Genomic DNA, 25526 nt, shown 5'->3' with positions numbered 1-25526 from the left:
TACAAATGCGGTAATGAGAAAACGGTATTTGTAGACGTGAACGCATACGGGATAAATAAAAAAGCGAGGCACAGAATTATATGTTTCGCATAAAGTGAAAATTTTGCTTTCATGAATCAAATTTGATTTATACCGTTTTGACAACCAAAATGATATATTCAAATTTAATGTTATTGCATCTTTATTTCAAATTATTGCGGTAAAAACACATAATGTTGCGACTCGCTTTATAATTTTGGGCTTTTCAGCCTATATTAAAATAATCGTCTTTTGGCGATTAATCGTGTACCGGACTTTGTGTACAAGGACAGTTACTGATGGCTTGTAAGAAATCGAATCCGATTGTTACAACATGGGTTCCTGTATTGTAGTTTCCTAAATCGTTGAACATAACCTGATATGAATATCCAAAGTAAAATTTAGATTTCATAAAACCTGCCATTGGCCCAACTGATAATGGTTTAGGAAACTGGTCGTTTAAGAAACGATATGAAACTCCAACCCAATAATAATCTTCATAACGATTGTATCTTCTGTATTTAAAGTTAATATCGGTTGTTGAACGTTTATCACTTGCAAAGTACTGATAGAAAACTGATGGTTCGTATTCTATACGGCTGTTTTCAGCATCACGAAAAACATAACCAGTATAAACCTGATAGTTTGAAAGCAGGTTTGGTTCTACTCCACGATATTTATCGGTATTTTTCTTTAAAACGTTGTTTGCATTAAAGCTTACATAAAAATCTTTATTACGGTACAATGCACTAATGTCAAAGTTATTGTTTGCATTATAGCGATTGTCTGTAACTGTTGGATCTATAACAGGATGTTCTATGGTTGTATTGAATTCATCAGTATCAATTCTAAACGTATTGAAGTTATATGAAATACCAAAAGACAAGTACTGTTTAGAATAATAGTCTAAGATAATATGGTGCGCAAAAGATACTTTAGCACCGGTTTGTCTTGTATATCCGTTTTTATCGTTATAAAGCGATATTCCCACACCAGAGCGATCTAAAATTCTAAAATCGGCATAAAGCGACTGGTTTTGCGGTGCATCTTTAATTCCAACCCATTGTGTTAAACCATTGGCTCTAATTCTAAGGTTGTCACCAATACCTGCATAAGCAGGAGAAAGCACAAAAGGGTTATCAGCCAGATACTGAGTAAAAACTGGTAGGTTTAACTCTTGGCTGTAACTTGTTGTTACAGCCATGAGTACTAAGGATAAAATAAACTTTTTCATTGTAATAATTTTTTTAGATAACATCATAAGGGGCTATATTTTGTTATCTGTATAAAGTGAAATGTCCAACAAACTCTCTTGCATCATTCACGTCATTAAGTTTAAGAACATACCAGTAATCACCTGTTGGTAATTCCTCGCCATTGTATCTACCATCCCATTTTTGACCATAATGATATTTAGCAATCTGACGTCCGTATCTATCAAAGATCGCAAACTCAAGATTAGTGTAAATATTTGTACAACCAGGTCCCCAACCATCGTGAGTTCCGTTTGGTGTAAAGTAATTGTCAAGACAAACATCAATGTATGTCATTGGTACAATAATCTGATCTGTACATCCATTTTGATCTCTTACAGTAATCAGGTAATCACCAGATTGGTAGATTTTGAATTTACTTTCAGATGTAAATGGACCTCCATTGATACTGTATTCATAAGCAGGTCTTCCACCAATACCAACAACTGAAATTACGTTCATTTCTTGTTGTCCTGCAGCTAATTGAATTTGTAATTTAGCAAATGACTGGATTGTGAAACTTGTCGTTTCCTGAATACATCCATTAGTATGTCTAGCATAAATTATGTGTGGACCAGGTGCAACATTTACAAATTCATTTGCTAATTGATATGGACCAGCTTTAACATCTAAAGAGTAATCAACATCGGCAGGATCTACAGATGGATCTATAGTTACTGTCACTGTATTAGTTTCGCAACCATAAACAACTTCTGCTTCTGGATTAATATCGACTGGCATTGGTACAAGAACTGGAATTTCAAAATTACAGTTGTTTGCATCTCTTACGTAAGCGATATGGTTACCTCCTGCAAGATTCGCAAATGTATGCTGAGTTCCAGTAACTGGATCAAAAGGACCATTTGGTTTATCAAGACTTACTGTATATCCAGGAGTACCTCCAGTGATATCTATCGTAAATTGACCGTTTAACTCTCCTTTACATTGCTCACCAAATATTGAATCCGGTGTAATTGTAACTATAAGTGGTGCGGTTGGCTGCGTGATTGTTATATCTGTCATTACATAACATCCGTTTTCATCTTGCGCGATTACAGTATACAATCCTGGAGCAAGTTTCTCAAACACACTGATTGTATCAAACTGATTTAAATCTGGTGAGATTGCGTATTTAATAACTCCTGTTCCTCCTGTTGCTGTTACTACAATTTTACCATTGTTTTCACCGAAACATGTAACATTAGTTGGCGTAAACACAGCTTGTAAAGCAACTGGCGGCTCATTGATTGTAATTACAGCAGATGCATCATCACAATCTCCACTTACAACTTTCACAATGTAATCTCCAATTACTAAGTCTTCGAAGATTCCAGTAGCCTGAGGACCTTGGATAATAGTTCCTGCAGTATTTTCTAATGTATAGATATAGTTTCCTAAACCTCCTTTAGCTTCTGCTACGATAACTCCTGTAGCTTCACCTGTACATTTTACAACTGCATTTGTAACATCAACATCAATTTCTAGCGGTTCAAGAGGATCAATTAAGATTTCGTTAGAAACATAACCAACACATCCTAAAGCATCTTTTACATAGTAACTGTATTTACCAACAGCAACCGGGAAGGTAACTGATGCATTGAATGAACCAATAGTTGTTGCAAAATTAGCATCAGTACTATAAGTGTAAGGAGCTGTTCCGCCCACTGCGCTTAAAGTAAGTGTTGCCTGAGTTAAACATGTTTGTGAACTAGCTTCAACTAAAGTTGGAATAACTTCTGTTGGCTCATTGATCACAATGTTTGCTGAAGTTGCAGAACAACTAAATCCGTCAGTAACAGTAATACTGTAAGTTCCAGCACCTAAACCTGTGAATATTGGGCTAAGCTGTGGTCCAGAACTAATAACTGGAGTTGCTGAAAGAATATTTAAAGTATACTGATAGTTACTTCCTTGACCACCTGTTGGAGGGTCTACTGTAATTACTGCCGTTTTATCTCCAAAACATGTTAATGTTGTAGCACTTGCAGATGCTGTAACCACGATTGGTGCAGGAACAACTAATACTTCTGTTGCTGCAGCGATACATCCAACATTATCTCTAACGTTAATTGTATAGTTACCTGCTGATAATCCTGACCATACAAATTGATCTGAGTAGTCAACTAATGTTGTACCGTTCAATACCAATTGGTACTCGTATTTATTATCCCATCCACCAGCTGCTGAAGCAGTGATTTCTCCATCATTATTTCCTGTTACACAAGTAATATCAGATTTCGCTGTTGTTACTGTAAGAGCAGCTGTTGGCTGTTCTATTGTGAACAATGTAGAAACTGTACAGAATGGGTTGTTTACTAGTGTTGCAACAACTGTATATTGACCAGCAGTTAAGTTAGAAATTCTAACCGGACCTGCATTTGTTGTTGTTCCGTTGCTAGGAACTGGTCCTGTAATTACATAGTTGAATGCACCTGCATCATTTGTTGGGTTTAACTGATTATCAACAAAAGTTAAATCAACGCTTCCGGTTGCAGTACCATAACAGATTTGTCCGTTAACTGGTGTTACATTAATATCGAAAGTATTCGGATCATTAACATAATGTACTTGTACAATTGAACATCCTGTTGCAGGGTTTGTAACGGTAATTAAATAATTTCCGATAGTTAATCCTGTGAATACTCCACTTGTATTTGACTGATTGTATGTATTTCCATCAGTTCCGGCAACATTGTAATTCAATATCGCTGGTGTTCCTCCAATAGATGTTACAGTTACAGTAATATCTTCATTAGAAATACAAGTTACAGCAGTATTTACAGCAACATTTATTTGATCTAAACGAATGAAAGGATTTACTCTGATTATTCCTGTACTAGATCCCATACATCCTTTATCATCATAAACATTTACAGTATAGTCCCCACCTGTGAAGTCTGACTCGCTGTAAGCATTTGCAGGACCTCTTTGAACTACAACTCCACCTTTAATGAACTCATAGATTGTGTAAACTCCAGAACCACCAACAACATTATTTACTGTAATAACTGCATAGTTTGAAACGTTTGTTCCAGCTGTACAATTGTATTGTGTGATAACTGGTGCGTTAACAGTAATTACGTTTGGTTCGCTGATTCTAATATCTTCAGAATCCACACAACCTCTTCCAGAAGTTACTGTTACCGTATAATCTCCAGCCTGAAGGTTATCAAAAATATTTTGAGTCTGAGCTGGTCTGTTAACCGCTACTCCTAAAGCTGTAGTTCCTGTTAATGTATACGTATAAACCGGGTTATCGTTTACGCCTGGTGCACTTGGAGCTAAATTAGCCGTGATTGAACCATCTGAATTACCTCTACAAGAAACATTTGTTCCGTTTAAAGTAAATCCTGTAATAACAGTTGCAGGAGCAATTACAATCGTAACATTAAAGTCACAAGTCGTTAATACATCTCTCACTCTGATAACGTGTGTACCAGGAGCAACGTTGTTAAATACAGCTGGTGTAGTATTTATGCTTACACCTCCGTCTAAAGTATATCTATAATTAGCTGTTCCTGAACCTCCTGTTGCAGTAGCAGTAATTACACCATTATTAAATGTACAACTTGGTAATGTTGTAACTATAGTCTCTAACTGTAATCCCGGAGTGATCGTTACCGCAGCAGTTGCTGTTGCTGTACATCCGTTTGCATCTCTTACTGTTACATCGTATGTTCCTGCAGCGTTTACAGTAAATGTAGGGCTTGTTTGGAAACCAGCTCCAATACTGTATTCGTAAGGTGCAACACCAGAACCAACAGTAACTGTAAATGTATATTCACCTGCTGCCGTAGGACATTGGCTTGTAACATTAGCTGTTATTGCACTTGGTAATGGATCTACCGCAATTGTTATTGGGATAAATGTTTCACAACCTTTAGAATCTAAAACGTATGCTCTCCAGTTTAAGCTTACAGCCGGATCTAAAACAGCATTATTACTATTTGTATAATCTGCTGCTGCTGGAGTTCCTGCACCTGCAATGAAAGCATATTGATAATTTGGAGTTCCTCCTGCAGCTGTTACACTAACCTGAGCACCTGAATTACAATTAGCATTTACATTTGAAGCCACAGTCAATGTTAATACTGATGGTTCAACAACAGTTACTGAAGCCGAAGCTGTACATCCTGTTGTTGTGTCTGTAACTTCTACAGTATACGTACCGATTGGTAAGTTTGTTAAAGTTACTACTTTTCCAACTTGGGTTAGAGTTCCTGTAGTTGGTCCTCCAATTAAAGCAGCTGTGTAAGCTCCGCCAAAATTGTCAACATCAAATTTAACTGATCCGTTTGAACCTCCATTACAGCTCACATCATTTACTAACTGACCTGCAGCTGTAATATTTACTAACGGATCAACAGTGTAATAGATATCATCTTTACATCCGTTTGCATCAGTTACCTGGAATAAGTAAGTATCTGCTGTTAGACCTGTAAAGATTCCGTTTGCTGCACCTGAAACATTTGTAACAGCACTTGCTGGTGAAAGAATCTCGTAGTGTAATGCACCAACACCATGTGAAACAGTTACAGTAACTGTACTTGTTGTATTAGCAGCTGGTGTACACCAAATATCTGTTCCTGTTACAGAATCGATTGTTGGAGCATCTAGTGCTGGAATTGTAACACTTACCGGTACTGCAATTATACAGTTGTTAGCATCTTTTACATAAGCTGTAACTGTTCCTGCATTATAAGTAGTAAATGTGTTCGTTGCACTATAATTTGTTCCGCCATTGAAACTGTATTGGTAAGGTGCAGTTCCAGTTCCTGCAGTTACATTGATTGTAACCACTGCAGGCTGAGTAGCATTACCTGTACCACAAGTTAAACTTTGAGTCAATACTGCAGTTGCAGCAAGAGCAGCTGGTTCAGTAATTATAACTTGTACGCTTACTGAAGAACATTGTTTAGCATCACGAACTACAATATTGTAAGTTCCCGCAATTAATCCTGTGAAAACATTTGAAGCCTGGAAAGCTCCTCCATTGATACTGTACTCATATGGAACAACTCCATTAGCAGCAGTAACAATGATACTTCCGTTATTTCCTCCTACACAGCTTACGTTTGTTTGTGTAAATGTTGCTGATGGAGTTGTTGTTGGTGTTACTATTACCGGAATAGAAACTGCCTGACATCCCTGACTGTCTGTTACTCTGAAAGTATAAGTTCCAGCAGCTGTAGCCGTGTAAGGTGATGTTGCAGGGAAGTATCCTCCTGCATTAAAGTCAACTTCGAATCCTGTGTAAGTAAGAGTACCCTGAGTTGCCAATAATGTAATAACAGCTGATCCTGCACAAGTTAAATCTTGTGTTAAAGAAGCTTGTAATAATAATTCCTGATTTAATTTGTAAGGACTTGAAACGATACAACCATTTCCATCTTTAATATAGAATGTGTAGTTTCCTGGCGCATTCAATACAAAGTTAGGGCTAGATTGGTATCCGTTACCAATACTGTATGTTGGTGTACCAACATAAGTTCCTGTGATTGTAATTGGCACTGGTCCTCCTGTGTAACAATACAATCCAGCTGATGAATTGATTGTTGGTAATGCATCTGTAGCAATTGTTACATCTATTTTAGTTGTACATCCGTTTGCATCCATTGCATAAACATCCCATTGAGTGTTTACTGTTGGATCTAATACTGCATTTGCAACAGTGTCATAATCTAAAACGTTTGGAGCAACTCCATCCTGAACAAATACATATTTATAAACTGGAGTACCACCAGAAGCAATAACTTCAACTTTTGCACCGAAATTACAATTTGCATTTATGTTGCTTACTAAGTTAAGGTTTAGAACTGTTGGCTGAGCCACAATTACTGAAGCAGTTGCTGTACACCCTGTTGTTCCGTCAGTAATAAGAACCGTGTAAGTTCCTGGAACTAATCCTGTAACGTTTACTGTATTTCCTGTTATAGCTAATGTACCTGTACCTGCAGTTAATACTGCTGTATATGTACCTGCATAGTTCGCAACTGTGAATCTAACCGCTCCATCAGCATTTCCATTACAAGTAACATCACTAATCAACTGGCCAGAAACTGTAATGTTTGTTACCGGGTTAATAGTATATGATTCTTGGAATAAATAAGTATCAGGAGTTAATCCTGCAAATACCGCAGAAGTTTGTTTCGCTACAGCGATTGGAGAAAGAATCTCATATTGAAGCGTTCCTACACCATTAATTACATTACTAATTGTAACTGTACTTGTCGTACTAGCCGCTGGAGCACAATAAATAGGTGTTCCTGTAATATCCATATTTGTCGGCGCATTTAACGCTGGGATAGTGATAGTAACCGGCGTTGCAATGATACAGTTGTTAGCATCTTTTACATAAGCTGTAACTGTTCCTGCGTTATAAGTAGTCAACGTATTTGTTGTACTATAATTTACTCCTCCGTTGAAACTGTATTGGTAAGGCGCTGTTCCTGTTCCTGCAGTTACATTGATTGTAACAACTGCTGGCTGCGTTGAATTACCTGTACCACAAGTTAATCCTTGCGTTAACACAGCTGTAGCAGCAAGAGCTGTCGGCTCAGTAATTGTAGCTTGTACGCTCACTGAAGAACATTGTTTAGCATCACGCACTACAATATTGTAAGTTCCCGCAACTAATCCTGTGAATATATTTGAAGCCTGGAAAGCTCCTCCGTTGATACTGTACTCGTATGGTACAACACCATTTGCAGCAGTAACAATGATACTTCCGTTATTTCCTCCTATACAACTTACGTTTGTTTGTGTAAATGTTGCTGTTGGAGTTGTTGTAGGTGTTACTACTACCGGAATAGATATTGCCTGACATCCTTGGCTGTCTGTTACTCTGAAAGTATAAGTTCCAGCAGCAGTAGCCGTGTAAGGTGATGTTACAGCAGCATATGCACCTGCGTTAAACGATACTTCGAATGTTGTGTAAGTAAGAGTACCCTGAGTTGCCAATAATGTGATACTAGCTGATCCTGCACAAGTTAAATCTTGTGTTAAAGTAGCTTTTAACAACAATTCCTGACGTAATGTATAAGGGCTTGAAACGATACAGCCATTAGCATCTTTAATATAGAATACGTAGTTTCCTGGCGCATTCAATACAAAGTTAGGACTAGATTGGTATCCATTACCAATGCTGTATGTTAAAGGTGCAACACCTGTTCCTGTTATCGTAATTGGCACTGGACCACCTGTGTAGCAATATAATCCAGCTGATGAATTGATTGTTGGTAATGCATCTGTACCAATTGTTACATCAAGTTTTACTGTACATCCGTTTGCATCCTTAGCATAAACATCCCATTGAGTGTTTACTGTTGGTGCTAATACTGCATTTGCACTATTTGTGTAATCTCCAACTACTGGAGTAACACCATCCTGAACGAATGCATATGTATAATTTGGCGTTCCTCCATTTGCTAAAACAGTCACTTTTGCACCGAAATTACAATTTGCATTTATGTTGCTTACTAAGTTAAGTCCTAGAACTGTTGGCTGAGCCACAACTACAGAAGCAGTTGCTGTACATCCTGTCGTTCCATCAACAACCTGAACAGTGTATGTTCCAGGAACTAATCCTGTAACGTTTACAGTATTTCCTGTCTGAACTAATGTACCTGTTCCTGCTGTTAATGTTGCAGTATAAGAAGTTCCATAATTAGCAACTGTAAATCTAACTGCACCATTTGTGTTTCCGTTACAAGTAACGTTACTTATTAATTGACCTGCAACTGTAATGTTAGTTACCGGTAAAACAGTATATGATTTGGAATAAATAAGTATCAGGAGTTAATCCTGCAAATACCGCAGAAGTTTGTTTCGCTACAGCGATTGGAGAAAGAATCTCATATTGAAGCGTTCCTACTCCGTTAATTACGTTACTAATTGTAACTGTACTTGTTGTGTTAGCTGCTGGAGCACAATAAATTGGTGTTCCGTTAATATCCATATTTGTCGGCGCATTTAACGCTGGAATAGTGATAGTAACCGGCACTGCAATGATACAGTTATTTGCGTCTTTTACGTAAGCTGTAACTAATCCTGCATTATAAGTAGTCAACGTATTTGTTGGACTATAATTTGTTCCTCCGTTGAAACTATATTGATAAGGAGCTGTTCCTGTTCCCGCAGTTACATTGATTGTAACAACTGCCGGTTGAGTAGCATTACCTGTTCCACAAGTTAATCCTTGCGTTAACACAGCTGTTGCTGCAAGAGCTGTCGGCTCAGTAATTGTAGCTTGTACGCTTACTGAAGAACATTGTTTAGCATCACGAACAACGATGTTGTAAGTTCCTGCAATTAATCCTGTGAATATATTTGAAGCCTGGAAAGTTCCTCCATTAATACTGTACTGATATGGAGTAATTCCATTTGCAGCAGTAACAGTAATATTTCCATCATTTCCTCCTATACAGCTTACGTTTGTTTGTGCTAATGTTGCTGTTGGAGTTGTTGTTGGTGTAACTACTACCGGAATAGAAACTGCCTGACATCCCTGGCTGTCTGTAACTCTGAAAGTATAAGTTCCAGCAGCAGTAGCCGTGTAAGGCGATGTTGCAGCAACATATCCACCTCCATTAAAGTCAACTTCAAATCCTGTGTAAGTCGTAGTTCCCTGAGTTGCCAATAATGTGATACTAGCTGATCCTGCACAAGTTAAATCTTGTGTTAAAGTAGCATCTAATAATAATTGTTGACGCAATGTATAAGGGGCTGAAACAATACATCCGTTAACATCTTTAATATAGAATGTGTAGTTTCCTGGCGCATTCAATACAAAGTTAGGGCTAGATTGGTATCCGTTACCAATACTGTATTCAGCTGTAGCACCTACAAAAGTTCCAGTTATTGTAATTGGTACTGGACCTCCTGTATAACAGTAAACTGAAGCAGTTAAGTCAATTGTTGGCATTGCATCTGTAGCAATTGTAACATCTAATTTAACTGTACATCCGTTTGCATCTTTAGCATAAACATCCCATAGTGTGTTTGTAGCTGGAGCTAATACAGCGCTTGCACTATTTGTGTAATCTGCAGCTAGTGGAGTAACACCATCCTGAACGAATGCATAAGTATAGTTTGGTGTTGCACCTGAAGCAATAACTTCAACTTTAGCACCAGAATTACAATTTGCATTTACATTACTAACTAAGTTAATGTTCAGCACTGTTGGCTGAGTCACAACTACTGAAGCAGTTGCTGTACATTGTGTAACATCGTCTGTAACTTCAAGGGTGTATGTTCCAGGAACTAATCCTGTAACGTCAACTGTATTACCTGTCTGTGCTACTGTACCTGTTCCTGCTGTTAATACTGCTGTATAAGTACCTCCATAGTTTGCAACTGTAAATTTAACGGCACCGTTTAATTGTCCGTTACAAATTACATTACTTACTAATTGACCTGCAACTGTAATATTAGTTACCGGAGCAACTGTATATGATTTTTGATCTTTACATCCGTTAGCGTCAGTTACTTCAAACAAGTAAGTATCCGGAGCTAATAATGTGAATATTCCGTTAGCTGCACCTGAAACATTTGAAGTTGCACTAGCTGGTGATAAAATTGCGTAAGCTAAAGTACCAACACCATTTGTAGTGGTAATCGTAACTGTACTTGTAGTACTTGCAGCTGGAGCACAATAAATTGGTGTTCCCGCAATATTTGTAATTGTTGGCGGATTTAACGCTGGAATATTAACTCCATTTGTTAAAGTGAATATACATCCTTTAGCATCTTTAACTAAAACATTGAATGTTGTTCCTGCAAAAGCTTCGTATGTATTCGTACTTGTATAAGTTACACCGTTATCAAAACTGTATAAATATGGAGCAGTTCCATCTGCAGCAGTTACAGTAACTACTGCTTTTGTTGGTACATTTCCTGCAGCACATGTTAATCCTGTTGTTAAAACAGACGTAGCTGTTAAGGCTGCTGGTTGTGTAATTGTGATTGGTGTACCTGGGTAAAGACAAGATTTAGCATCTCTTACCGTAATAGTATATGCAGTACCTGCCGCTAATCCTGTAAATACATTTGATGTTTGGAAAGCTCCACCATCTAATTGATATTGATAAGGACCAACTCCTGAAGTAACATTTACAGTAATAGTTCCATCTGTACCTCCATTACAACTTACATGTGTTTCAACAGTAGCAAATAATGTAGGCTGGATAGGATCTAATGTTAAAGTAGTTGTAGCCTCACATGCTGTTGGCAATTTAGCATCATTTACTTTGAACATATAGTTTGCTAAAACACTAGTTGTTAAAACATTTGATGGCATCAAGGTATAGTTAAGACCTCCATCAGTAGAATAATAATAAGTGTAGGCAGTATTGTAACCTCCTGTGGCTGTTAATGTAATTTGAGCATCCGGAGTTCCTGTACAATCTAGTTCTTTTGTTAATGCAGCACTTAAGTGTAACTGTGGTTTAACTTCATAAGTTGTAGTCGCTGTACAACCGTTACCATCTTTAATTACTAAAGTATAAGTACCTGAAGCATTAAACGTAAAGCTTGGGCTTGTTTGGAAAGTACTTCCGTTTACGCTATAAGTAGCTCCTCCAACTGCCGGATCAACTGTTCCAGAAATTGCAAATGTGAATGGATTACCGTCATAACAAATTCCAGCTGGTGCTGTAATTGTTGGATCAGCATCTTTATTTAATGTAACAGCTGCGAATTTAATACAGCCATAAGCATCTTTTGCGTACGCAATATAGCTTCCTGCATTTCTATTAAATGTATTTGCAGCAGTCCATCCCGCAGTCGCTGCTGTTGGAGCAGGATCTGTAGACAATAATAATTGATATGTATATGGACCTGTTCCGTCTTTTGCAACAGCTGTAATTATACCAGAGTTTGGATTACAATTTGCATTTTTAGTAACTGAAGCTGTAACTGATAAATCAATAGCAGATTCAGTAATGTTAAATGTATTACTAGCAACACTACATCCCGCATTAGTTCCACCTGCAGTTTCTTTAATTACTACAACATAATTTCCAAAACCTAATGCACCTATGTTACTAAGTATAAGTGAACTATTAGCAGGAACTGTACCTGTTCCGGTAACTCCTGTTGTAACCATAGTTAAAGAATTAAATATCTCATAACTAATTGGTGTTGGTGTTGGATATGTACTATTAACAGTTAATGTAACATTTCCATTATTGCTTCCTTTACAAGTAACATTGTTAGCTGTTAAGCCGCTTACTGTTAAAGTAGAATTAGTTGGAATAGGGAATTGAGCTGTTTCATAGTAATAACAACCTGTAAATGCATCATGTACGATGAAAGTATATTTAACACCTGGTAATAAGTTTGGTATAGTTGTTTTTTTACTTCCTGGGTTTACTCCTGCAGGAACTCCTAAAACATCTTCATCATACCATGGTAAAGTAGTTGGAGAAGTATAAGTCATTCCCGGACCTGTATAAACAGCGAAGTGGAATGGACCGTTACCTGTAATATTAGTAGATGTTGCACCAATAGCCACAACTGCTGAACCTAATGAAGAACAATCAGCCGGCGGCGGTGTTACTGTAATATCAAGATCATTTGGCGGTGAAGCAACAAATATATTTTGCTCGATATTAGTACAACCATTTGCATCTGTAACTATAATTTGGTATAAACCAAAATCAACTACTTCGAAAACAACCAAAGCTCCTGTTTGATTTGTAATTTGTTTATTATAACCATTTACTCCTGTTACATGATAGATGTAATTTGGAGTACCTCCTGTAACAGAAGTAATTGTAATAGCTCCTAAAGAAACACCCAATGCACCACAAGTAATTGGAGTAATTGTTCTGTTTACAACAATTGGTGTTGGCTGTGCAATGTTAATATTAAATGTATCTGTACAACCTTTTGCGTCAGTTACAGTAATCACATAATTACCAGCAGCTAAGCCAGATGTTTGTGAACCGTAATTAACTCCTGTCGTTGTATTTAAAACAGTATATACAAATGGTGCTTGTCCTTTTGTATTATCAATTGTAATAGCAATTGCTGCAGTAGCATCACCATTACAGTTAATACTTTGAGTTTGTGCAACTAAAGTAATATCAGGTAACACTGGCGTAGTAACGATAACCGCAGCAGATGTAGCTGTACATCCTCTAGAATCAGTTACTGTAAAAGTATACGATCCTGCTGTGTTAGTTGTAAATACATTTCCGGCAAATGTTCCTGTGTTAGGAGAAGCTGTGTAAGTGAATGGTCCGCTTCCTCCCGCTGGTGTCAAAGTAATCTGAGCATCAGTTGGAACTGAACATGTAATATCTTTGTCTAATGTCGCATTTAATGTTAATGCGTTATTTACTAAAACAACATTGCTATCTGCTGTACATCCGTTACCGTCTTTAATTTTAACCGTATAGCTTCCTGGTGTAGTAACAACAAATGTGTTACCTGCCTGATATGAAGCTCCTCCATTAATACTGTAGCTCAATGGTGCTACTAAACCAGCTCCCGGAGTTGCAGTAATAGTATAACTTCCTACACCAAAACATTGACCCGCAGCAGAAGCTGTAACAGTTGGAACAACATCTTTAGCTATAGTAATATCTACTTTAGTTGTACATCCATTAGCATCAATTACATAGGCATCCCAGTTTAAGTTAACCGCTGGATCTAAGTTTGCTTTGTTATTGTTAGAATAAGCTCCTACCGCAGCACCATCCTGAACAAATGAATATCTGTATAATGGAGTTCCTCCAGTTGCTGTTACTGTTACTGCAGAAGTACTAACAAAACAGTTAGCATTTACTGCTGCATAAGCTGCAGATAAAGCAGCTGCCGGCTGATTAATAGTAATCGAAGCATTTGCTGTACAACCTGTTGCTTCATCAGTAACAATAATAGCGTAAGTATTTGCAGTTAAATTTGGTAAAGTTACAGTTCCAGTATTAACTCCTGTTACCGCTGTACCTCCATTAACTGTATAAGAATATGTAGAACCGAAACCAGCAACAGTTAATCTTATAGATCCTGTATTTCCTGCATTACATAATACATCACTTAATTTACTAGCTAAAACAGTAATTGGAGTTACCGGATTAACTGTATATGATTCTGTATAATAACATCCGTTTGCATCTGTAACTTTAAACATATAAGTACCCGGTGCAAGATTTGCAAAAGCATTAGATGTTTGTTTAGCAATAATAACCGGAGATGGAGCAATTGTTTCGTATTGTAAAGTTCCAACACCATTTACTGCTGTTAATGTAACAGTAGTTGTTGTAGACGTACAAGTAACTGCCGGAGCAGCAAATGTTAAATCTGTTGGAGAGTTTAATCTCAATAAAGTTCCTGAACCTGTAACCGGACAGCCTTTTGCATCTCTTACAGCATATGTATAAGGCTGATTTGCGCCGTTGTCATTTAATGTTAAAACATTATTTGAACTGTATCCGCTTCCGTTGAAACTGTATTCGTAAGGAGCCGTTCCTGTTCCTGCAGTAACATTGATTGTAACTGTTCCTGCTACTTTAGCATTTGAAGCATTACAAGAGAATGGAACTTCAACTACTGATGCCACTAATGTTAAAGGCTGAGTAATTGTAACTGCTACTGATCCAGAACAGTTTTTACTGTCTTTTACGTAGAAAGTATATGAACCTGCAGCTAATCCTGTAAATACCGGATTTGCAGCAAATGGTCCTGCAACATTGTTGCTGTATGTAAATCCGCCTGATCCTCCCGCACCTGTTAAAGTAACTGAACCATTTGAACTTCCATTACAGCTTGCATTTACCTGAACAGCTGTAACTGTTGGGTTTGTAATTGGAGCAACTGTAACAACTGCAGTTCTTGTACAGCTGTTAGAATCTGTAATTACAAATGTATAAGTGTCTGCGTTTGCAGGCGTTACTGTATAAGTAAATGTTGGCCCGGTAATAGGTGCACTTGCTGCACTTGGAGCACCGGCCCCTTTTTGTACTGTGTAAGTATATGTAGATCTACCGCCGCCAATTGTAACTGTAATTGTTGCGTTTGGAGTAGCTGTACAATCTAGTTCTTTTGTAACTGTACCAGCAGCTGTTAATTGCGGGTAAATCACTGTTGCAGCCGGAGCTGAAGCAATACAGCCGTTTTTATCTTTTACATAAACCGTATAACTTCCTGCAGCTACTGTAAAAGTATTACTTGTTTGGAAAGCTCCTGTTGGACCATTAATTCCATAAGTTAATGGTGCTAAACCTGTAGCAGTCGCTGTAATTGTAAATCCGCTTCCAGAAGCTGTACATTGATTGTTAACCGTTACNATCTTTTACATAAACCGTATAACTTCCTGCAGCTACTGTAAAAGTATACTTGTTTGGAAAGCTCCTGTTGGACCATTAATTCCATAAGTTAATGGTGCTAAACCTGTAGCAGTCGCTGTAATTGTAAATCCGCTTCCAGAAGCTGTACATTGATTGTTAACCGTTACATTAGTGATGGCTGGCATTGCATCCAGAATAACTGTAACTGTTGATTTAGCAATACACCCATTTGCATCTTTCACGTAAACATCCCAAACTAAATCAGCTCCAGAATTAGTATCTACTGTTAAAACAGCGCTATTTCCGTAAGTTGATGTTGGAACTGTTGATGGGCTTTTCGCGAAAGCGTATGTATAATTTGGAGTACCGCCTGTTGCAGTAACTGTAATTTGTGAATTATCGTTATTACAATTAACATTAGTTCCTACTGCTGTAGTAATTGCCAAAGCAGCCGCCGGCTGACCAATAACAATACTTGTAGAATTAGTACATCCTGTTGCAGTATCTGTTACCTGAACTGTATAAGTACCTGCTGCAACATTTGATAATGTTAGTGTATTTCCTGATTGTGTTAATGTTCCTGATCCTAAAGTTCCTGCTGTTAAAGTAAATGTATAAGCACCTACTACAGCATTACCAGAAACTGTATAAGTTCCAGATCCTGTTGAACCTCCTCTACATAAAACATCACTTGTTTTATTTCCTGTAATTGCAATTGGAGTAACCGGATTTACAATGTAAGGTTCTGTATAATAACATCCGTTTGCATCTGTAACCCTGAAAGTATAAGATCCAGGTGCAAGACTTGCGAATGCATTAGATGTTTGTTTAGCAATGATTACTGTTGATGGAGCAATAGTTTCATATTGTAAAGCTCCAACTCCATTTACTGCTGTTAAAGTAACAGTAGTTGTCGTAGCTGTACAAGTAACCGCTGGCGAAGCAAAAGTTAAATCTGTTGGAGGATTTAGTCTTAATAAAGTTCCATTACCTGTTACCGGACAACCTTTTGCATCTCTTACTGAGTAAGTATAAGCTTGATTAGCTCCATTATCATTTAATGTTAATACATTATTTGAGCTGTACCCGCTTCCGTTAAAGCTATATTCATAAGGAGCAGTTCCTGTTCCTGCTGTAACATTGATTGTAACTGTTCCTGCTACTTTAGCATTTGAAGTGTTACATGTAAATGGAACTACTGCAACAGTTGCTGCTAATGTTATAGGCTGGGTAATTGTAACTGCTACAGATCCAGAACAGTTTTTACTGTCTTTTACATAGAAAGTATAAGTACCAGCTGCTAATCCTGTAAATACCGGATTAGTTGTAAATCCTGTTGTTGGATTATTACTGTATGTGAAACTACCTGATCCTCCAGCACCTGTTAAAGTAACTGAACCATCAGCAGCACCATTACAGCTCGCATTTGTCTGAACAGCTGTAACTGTTGGGTTTGAAATTGGAGCAACTGTAACAACTGCAGTTCTTGTACAGCTGTTAGAATCTGTAATTACAAATGTATAAGTGTCTGCATTTGCTGGTGTTACTGTATAAGTAAATGTTGGCCCGGTAATAGGTGCGCTTGCTGCACTTGGAGCACCGGCCCCTTTTTGTACTGTGTAAGTATATGTAGATCTACCACCGCCAATTGTAACTGTAATTGTTGCGTTTGGAGTAGCTGTACAATCTAATTCTTTTGTAACTGTACCAGCAGCTGTTAATTGCGGGTAAACCACTGTTGCAGCCGGAGCTGAAGCAATACAGCCGTTTTTATCTTTTACATAAACTGTATAAGTTCCTGCAGCTATTGTAAAAATATTACTTGTTTGGAATGCTCCGGTTGGACCATTAATTCCATAAGTTAATGGTGCTAAACCTGTAGCAGTCGCTGTAATTGTAAATCCGCTTCCAGAAGCTGTACATTGATTGTTAACCGTTACTATTCGAANGTTGGACCATTAATTCCATAAGTTAATGGTGCTAAACCTGTAGCAGTCGCTGTAATTGTAAATCCGCTTCCAGAAGCTGTACATTGATTGTTAACCGTTACGTTAGTGATGGCTGGCATTCCATCCAAAATAACTGTAGCTGTTGATTTAGCAATACAGCCATTTGCATCTTTCACGTAAACATCCCAAACTAAATCAGCTCCAGAATTAGTATCTACTGTTAAAACATTACTAGCGCCATAAGTAGATGATGGTACTGTTGACGGGCTTTTCGCGAAAGCGTAAGTATAATTTGGTGTACCGCCTGCAGCAGTAACCGTAATTTGTGAATTATCGTTATTACAATTAACATTAGTTCCTACTGCTGTAGTAATTACTAAAGCAGCCGCTGGCTGGCCAATAACAATACTTGCAGAATTAGTACATCCTGTTGCAGTATCTGTTACCTGAACTGTATAAGTACCTGCTGCAACATTTGATAATGTTAATGTATTTCCTGATTGTGTTAATGTTCCTGATCCTAAAGTTCCTGCTGTTAAAGTAAATGTATATGCACCTACTACAGCATTACCAGAAACGGTATAAGTACCAGATCCTGTGCTTCCTCCTCTACATAAAACATCACTTGTTTTATTTCCAGTGATTGCAATTGGAGTAACCGGATTTACAATGTAAGGTTCTGTATAATAACATCCGTTTGCATCTGTAACTCTGAAAGTATAAGATCCAGGTGCAAGGTTTGTGAATGCATTTGATGTTTGTTTTGCTCTAATTACTGTCGATGGAGCAATTGTTTCGTATTGTAAAGTTCCTACTCCATTTACTGCTGTTAAAGTAACAGTCGTACTTGTAGCTGTACAAGTAACCGCTGGCGAAGCAAAAGTTAAATCTGTTGGAGGGTTTAGTCTTAATAAAGTTCCATTACCTGTTACCGGACAGCCTTTTGCATCTCTTACTGAGTAAGTATAAGCTTGATTAGCTCCATTATCATTTAATGTTAATACATTATTTGAGCTGTATCCGCTTCCGTTGAAACTATATTCATAAGGAGCAGTTCCTGTTCCTGCAGTAACATTGATAGTAACTGTTCCTGCTACTTTAGCATTTGAAGTGTTACATGTAAAGGGAACTACGGCAACTGTTACTGCTAAAGTACTTGGCTGTGTAATTGTAACTGCTACTGATCCTGTACATCCTTTACTGTCTTTTACATAGAAAGTATAAGAACCTGCAGCTAATCCATTAAAAACTGGATTAGTTGTAAATCCTGTTGTTGCATTATTACTGTATGTGAAACTACCTGATCCTCCGGCACCTGTTAAAGTAACTGAACCATCTGCAGCTCCATTACAGCTTGAATTTGTCTGAGCAGCTGTAACTGTTGGGTTTGAAATTGGGTCTACTGTAGTTACTGCCGTAGCCTGACATCCATTAGCATCTGTAATTACAAATGTATAAGTGTCTGCATTTCCAGGAGTAACTGAGAAAGTAAATGTTGTTCCGGCAATAGAAGCACTTGGTGCACTTGGAGTACCTGAACCTTTTCTAGATGTATATGTAAATGGAGATCTTCCACCGCCAATTGTAACTGTAATTGTTGCGTTTGGAGTAACTGTACAATCTAATTCTTTTGTAACAGAACCTACAGCTGTTAACTGTGGATAAACTACTGTGGCAGCAGGAGCTGAAGCAATACAGCCGTTTTTATCTTTTACACTTACAGTATAAGTTCCTGCAGCTACGTTAAAAATATTTGAAGTTTGGTAAGAAGTTCCATCTATACTATATGTCAACGGAGCTAAACCTGTTCCTGTTGCAGTAATAGTAAACGAATTACCTGAACCTGTACATTGGTTGTTGATTGCTGCAGTTACGCTTGGTAAATTATCTGTAGCAATAGTAACTGTATTTTTTGTTGTACAGCCATTTGCATCTTTCACGTAAACATCCCAAACTAAATCAGCTCCAGAATTAGTATCTACTGTTAAAACAGCACTATTCCCGTAAGTCGATGATGGTACTGTTGACGGGCTTTTCGCGAAAGCGTAAGTATAATTTGGTGTACCGCCTGCAGCAGTAACCGTAATTTGTGAATTATCATTGTTACAATTTACATTAGTAGATGTTGCTGTAAATGTTAATGCATTTGCAGGTTCAGCAATAATAATACTTGCTGTATTTGTACAACCTGTTGCGTTATCTCTAACCTGTACAGAATATGTTCCTGCAGCAACGTTTGATAATGTTAATGTATTTCCTGATTTTGTTATAGAGCCTGCTGCAGCTGCAGGTGTTACTGTATAAGTATAAGCACCCACTGTTGCATTACCAGAAACTGTAAACGTTCCCGCACCTGTTGCTCCACCTTTACAAAGAGCATCATTTGTTTTGTTACCAGCAACTGAAATTGGACTTACAGCATTGATAATATATGGCTCTTCATAATAACATCCGTTAGCATCAGTAACTTTAAAGTTATAAGTTCCCGCTGCTAATCCGGCAAATACTCCTGTAGTATTTGTAGCTACAGATGCTGCTGGTGATGTAATTGCATAAGTTAAAGTACCTACCCCATTTGTAGCAGTAGCAGTAACTGTTGTTGTAGTTGCTGTACAAGTAACTGCAGCATTACTAAATGCTAGATCTGTTGGAGGGTTTAATCTGTTAATTGTAACCGTTTGAACTGGAGTTTTACAACCCTGAGCATCACTAACTACATAAGAAATAGTTTGGTTTGTTCCATTATCTGTAACAGATAATGTACGTGTACTTGTAAAAGTTGTTCCTCCATCAAAACTATATTGATAAGGAGCTGTCCCAGTTGTTGGAACTGCAATTGTTACAATAGCTGCTTGTTTTACATTTGAAGCATCACATGAAAATGCAGTTGCACTTGCAGTAGCTGTTAATGTTGTTGGTTGTGTAATAGTAATATTTCCTACTGCAGATTTACAACCTTTACTATCCATTACCTGGAATGTATAAGTTCCTGCAGCTAATCCTGTATAATCTGATTGAGCAATAAATGTTGCACTTCCGTTGAAACTGTAAGTATAACCTCCAGATCCGCCTGCTCCAACTAATTGAATAGAGCCTGTAGAAGCTCCGTTACATGTTGCATTTACTTTCGTAGCTGTAACTGTTGGATTTGAAATTGGATTTACAACTGCACTAGTTGTAGTAACACAACCTTTTGAGTCTGTGATTTGGAAAGTATAGGTATTAGCGGTTGTAGCCGTGTATACAAATGAATTACCTGTTACATTATTACTACCACTCAAAGTTCCAGAGCCTATTCTGACTCTGTATGTAAATGCACTTGTTCCTCCGTTAATCGAAACTGTGATAGTAGCATTTGGAGATGTAGTACAATCTAAAGTTTTAGAGATTGTTGCAGTTCCTTCTAATTCTGGTGCAATTACAATGTTGCTAACTGTAGCTATACAGTTATTACTGTCAGTTACAACAACATTATGTGTACCAGGACCTACATTCGTAAATGTATTTGAAGTTTGTGCAGCTCCACCGTCTAAACTATACGTTAAAGTTCCTGTTCCTGTAGCTGTTACTACAAGTGTTGCCTGATTAGTAGAATCATAACATAAATCTGAACTCGCAGCTAATGAAGCTGTTGGAGCTGTTGGATTATTAATATTTACAGTAGCTGAAGCTGGAGAAGTACAAGAATTTGCATCTCTAACAACTATTCTATATGTTCCTGAAGCAACGTTTGTAAATATATTCGAAGTTTGGAATGGTACTACAACTGTAGTTCCATTAGATTGTCTTAACTCATATTGGTAAGCCGGTGTCCCTCCTGTTACTGTTGCAGTAATAGATGCGCCAGTTGTACAAGTAGGCTGAGCCGTAACCTGAGCTGTAACTGCTAATGCTGCTGGTGCAGTAATAGGTTGAGAGAATGGGAAAGTACAAGTCGATGCACTATTATTGAAACGAACTCGAATTGAATAAGTTTGGCTTGTTAAACCTGTTACAGTTACAGGAGATACTTTAGAGTTTACCCAAGTAGTTCCATTATTCATAGAATAATCGAATCCGTATGGAAGATTAAAGTTTTCTGCTGCTAATGTAATTTCTCCATTATTTCCTCCATTACAAGTAACATTTTTAACTCCTGTTATAGAAGCAGTAAATGCTTTATTACTGTCGATTACAATAGGGAAATCTTTTTGAGTGATACATGATTTTGGAATCTGACGTACCCAGATATCATCAATTACTAAGTCATTACCGCCATATTCAGTACTTCCTGAACGAATTCTGAAAGTAAGGTTTGTATTATTTCCAGGGTTTAACGAGATGTTTATCGGAACCCATTTTGTTCTGTTAGCATCGTTTGCTGCTTCAGCAATTTTACCCGTATCTTCTGTTGCAACAACGTTACCAGAACCATCAACTAATTCAAATCTTACAATTGGAGCTGCTCCGGTTACACCTGTATTTAATAAGTTACCCACATATAAAGAAACCATTACAGGTTGATTTGGGATAACATCAATAATTGGTTTGCTGTATAAAACTCCATAAGGTCCAGCTGCACCACCAATATTTACTAATAAATATCTTCCGTTTGCATCTGATCCATTTGTAGTATGGTCAGTAAAGTGATACCAAGCTGTGTCGCCTCTCCAGAAGAAACTTGTAACTGAATATTGGTTATCTTCAACCGAACGAGTTGGAGTTCCGTTTAAAGAACAAGTATATGGAGGGTTAACTCTTTGATCATTGAAACAGTAAGCTGATGCAATACCAGGAGTTGTTGTAGTTCCTCCAGAACCAAAATCTTCTTGTAATAAATTACTATAAGTTGGTACAGAAACCAAGTTATATTTTACACTTACCGTGTGAGATCCAGATGGAACGTTTACAAAAACGTTCGAAGGAGTATTTGTGTTTAGTACATTATCTAAATAATATTCATAACTATAATTTGCTCCACCACCATTTGTTACCGTTACAGTACTTGTTGCAGTTCCGTTACAGTTAAATACCGGAGCTCCAACTGAAATTGTAGGGTCTGCTGGTTTTGGATCTAAGATCACGCCAGGCATTGCATACGTACAGCCTTTTGAATCTCTAACATAAAGTGTATAAGTTCCCGGTGCTACGTAAGCTTCATTTGAAGTACCGTAAGTTGTACCTCCGTTAAAGCTATATGTATAAGGAGGAGTTCCACCTTGAGGGTTTGTAATACGTACTTTACCAAAACCATTTCCTGATGGATCACAACCTGCTAATTCAGAAACACCCGCAGAAGCACTTAATGCATTTGCAGGAGCTGTAATTGTTATAGTGCTTGCTGGATCAGTACATGTAGTTCCAGATAAAGTATATCTAACTACAACATTGTAAGTTCCGCCTGTTAAGTTAGAGAAAACAGGAGTACTGCTAAATGTCGCACCATTGTCAATACTATATTGTAAAGTATATCCGTTTGCGTTTGTAACATTAATATTGATTTGAGCTGTACCGCCGTTACAATTGATTTCAGTATTTGTTATATTGTAAACAGGCTTAGGATTTCCTGTAACTGTAATTGATGTTGTTGCCTCACAGTTATTAGAATCAACTAAACGAATATTGTATGTTCCAGCTGTTGTAAAAGTAATTTCGTTTGAAGTAAGGAAAGTAGTCGATCCATTTACAAAGAAGAAATACGGTGCTGTACCTCCAGAACCCGATAATGTAATTTTACCATCGCTACAAGCCGTAAGAGGAGTTGTCAAAGCTGCAGTAGCCACTAAAGGAGCTGCAATGTTATTTATAGCAATAACGCTAGACACATTACAAGTTGGCGCTGGTGTACCACCAATTGGCGCATTTGTAACTCTTACTCTATAAGTAGTTCCAGGATTTAAATTAGCAAAAGTATAATCTGAAGCTGCAATAGGACCAACACTGTTTACAAGTGCATTTGTAGCATTATTATATAAGTAATAATAATATTGCGGGTCTATATTTAAAGCACCTACTTTTATACTTCCTTTATCTCCGTAACAAGTTGGTTGAGTTACTGCTGTAGTAATCTGTAAATCTCTGCTTCTGATAAGTATACCTGGAACAGTAAAAATACATGGATTAGTAGCAACACCAATTTGTCTGATATAAACAGTATAAGAGTTTGGAGTTGTAATATTGAATGTATTACTTGTTTGATATGCTCCAACTGCACCACTAGGGTCCGTTCTGATAGCATATTCGTATCCTGCTGGTACTCCACCAATTGTAATACTTCCAGGAACACCACAAATAATATCTTTGTGAGTTTCTGTTGGAGTTAACAAATTTGTATAAACATTAAAGTAGAAACGGTTGAAACATCCTCCCGCATAATTTAATGTTACTCGAAATTGTCCTGCCTGATTTGCTGTATAATTTGGTCCAGATCCTACACTAGTCCAAGCACAGGCCTCATTTTGGTTTGCACAATTCTGGTTTGTAACTGCTGGACAGCTTGCTGTATCTAACTTTTCCCAAACAATACTTGTTGCATCAGAAATACTTGTAGTAATTTGTCTGACAGCATTTGAACCACACAAGAAAATATTTGGTAATTTTTTTCCATCATTAGCACAAGTTACTACCTGATCTGCAAATGGTATTACCGGATTTTCTACTGTTGTTCCAAATCTTGTTACAACAAATGACTGATAGATTGATCTACAAGGTGCAGCAGCAAGATTGTAAACATAATAAGTTCCAGGATCTTTTACATTAAATACTTGTCCTTTTCCTATTTCAATAGTTCTTGCTTCATCGCTATACCAAGTATAATCTGTATAACCGTTAGCAGCTGTTAAATTAATATTTGCTCCACAAAGCGTAACATTCGTGGTGTATTTACAACCATCAACTCCAACTAAAAAGTTTGTCGCTTTTGGAACTAAAATACATCCCGTATTGGTGTTAACACTCGGGTCATCAGAAATTGTAAACGATGTGTTTTGTTGTCCTTTGTATGTAGCATAAGCCGAGTTGTCGATACTGTTAGAACAAGCTTCACTCAAACTTTGACAATCAGGAACAACTCTAACTTTAAAACTGATGATTTTTTCAGGGTCATCAACTTTTACAATATTACTGTTTATTGCAAAAACAATATTTCTTGTGGCTGCGTTATAACTTTGTATCGTTACACCTGTTGGTAACGAAACGATATCTGCAGGATAATTAAAAATAATATTAATAGGCAGCTGATCTCGAATCGTAAATGAGGTAGCATTATCATTACCCGTATTTTTAAAACCAATTTCGTAGTTTAACTGCTGTCCTAAAGTAACGTTTTGTCCACCAATATTTGCTCCGGCGTTATTTTTTACAATTTTAGTTAAAACAATTTTGGGCTCAATAATCTCGACGTTAAAAGCATTAAAGAAGAGTCCATAACCATCTCCTCCCGTACTAAGCTTTAATTGTGCCGAAGTATCGTTGTTTTTTATAATTGCATTTGCGGCATTATTAAGATTTATAATCCCGGCTTCAAACCCCAGCGTATTACCACTGCTTGGTGTTCGGTCTGTATAAGGACCATTAACATCATTAAACGTACTATTAAAGAAGTTATTTACATTACGTTCAGTAGTAAAAATATCAGTATTATTGATAGAGTATTTATCCCCTGTAAGGTTAACGTCTCCCTCTAAAGCAGCAAAAGCTAGTTTTGCTTTTACAACTCCTGTTGGAATTGTTTTAAAACCTGTTAAGTCATAAGTTACTGGTCCACTAGATGCTTGTATCCAACGAAGACCGTCGAAAGAAGTAATATACTTTGCAGATGATTTTGGATCTTCATAAACAACAAATAAATTCCACCCTGCAGAAAAACCTCCATTGATTCCACCTCTTCCAGAAATAATATTAGCAACTGTATACGTTCCTTCAGGATTTGCTAATCCTTGTACCATCGTTGTTAGATCATAATAGTATGCATAAGGCATCTGATCACCATTTGACGTCGTTGGATAGTAATCATAAATTAATGATCCTGAAATATT

At 37.3% G+C, this 25526-nt stretch carries 5 protein-coding genes; all 5 read right to left on the bottom strand.

Annotated features, from left to right (window positions below; all coding sequences use genetic code 11):
• Nucleotides 1-277: 277 nt before the first annotated feature.
• Nucleotides 278-1252 (bottom strand): type IX secretion system membrane protein PorP/SprF, encoded by a 975-nt coding sequence (locus tag ASD98_RS18785; protein WP_056207449.1) that lies wholly within the window; start codon nt 1250-1252, stop codon nt 278-280.
• Nucleotides 1253-1295: 43 nt separating this feature from the next.
• A complete protein-coding gene (locus ASD98_RS18780) occupies nt 1296-8783 on the bottom strand; it encodes a T9SS type B sorting domain-containing protein (RefSeq protein WP_056207305.1) in 7488 nt (2495 codons plus the stop codon).
• Nucleotides 8784-9018: 235 nt separating this feature from the next.
• Entirely contained in the window at nt 9019-15357 is a 6339-nt protein-coding gene (locus tag ASD98_RS24605; RefSeq protein ID WP_056207303.1) for a SprB repeat-containing protein, read from the bottom strand.
• 237 nt (nt 15358-15594) lie between these two features.
• Nucleotides 15595-17298 (bottom strand): SprB repeat-containing protein, encoded by a 1704-nt coding sequence (locus ASD98_RS24600; protein ID WP_056207300.1) that lies wholly within the window; start codon nt 17296-17298, stop codon nt 15595-15597.
• A gap of 213 nt (nt 17299-17511) precedes the next feature.
• Nucleotides 17512-25436 (bottom strand): beta strand repeat-containing protein (locus tag ASD98_RS24595; RefSeq protein WP_369814788.1); only part of this gene is annotated, 7925 nt, incomplete at its 3' end.
• Between the last annotated feature and the right edge of the window lie 90 nt (nt 25437-25526).

This window comes from Flavobacterium sp. Root186 (genome assembly GCF_001428525.1).
Classification (GTDB): Bacteria; Bacteroidota; Bacteroidia; order Flavobacteriales; family Flavobacteriaceae; genus Flavobacterium.
This window is presented reverse-complemented; position numbering and strand designations above follow the sequence as displayed.

What these genes read in the sequence shown, in the direction of transcription:
- ASD98_RS18785 (WP_056207449.1), bottom strand. Translation starts at nt 1,252, where the DNA reads ATGAAAAAGTTTATTTTATCCTTAGTACTCATGGCTGTAACAACAAGT.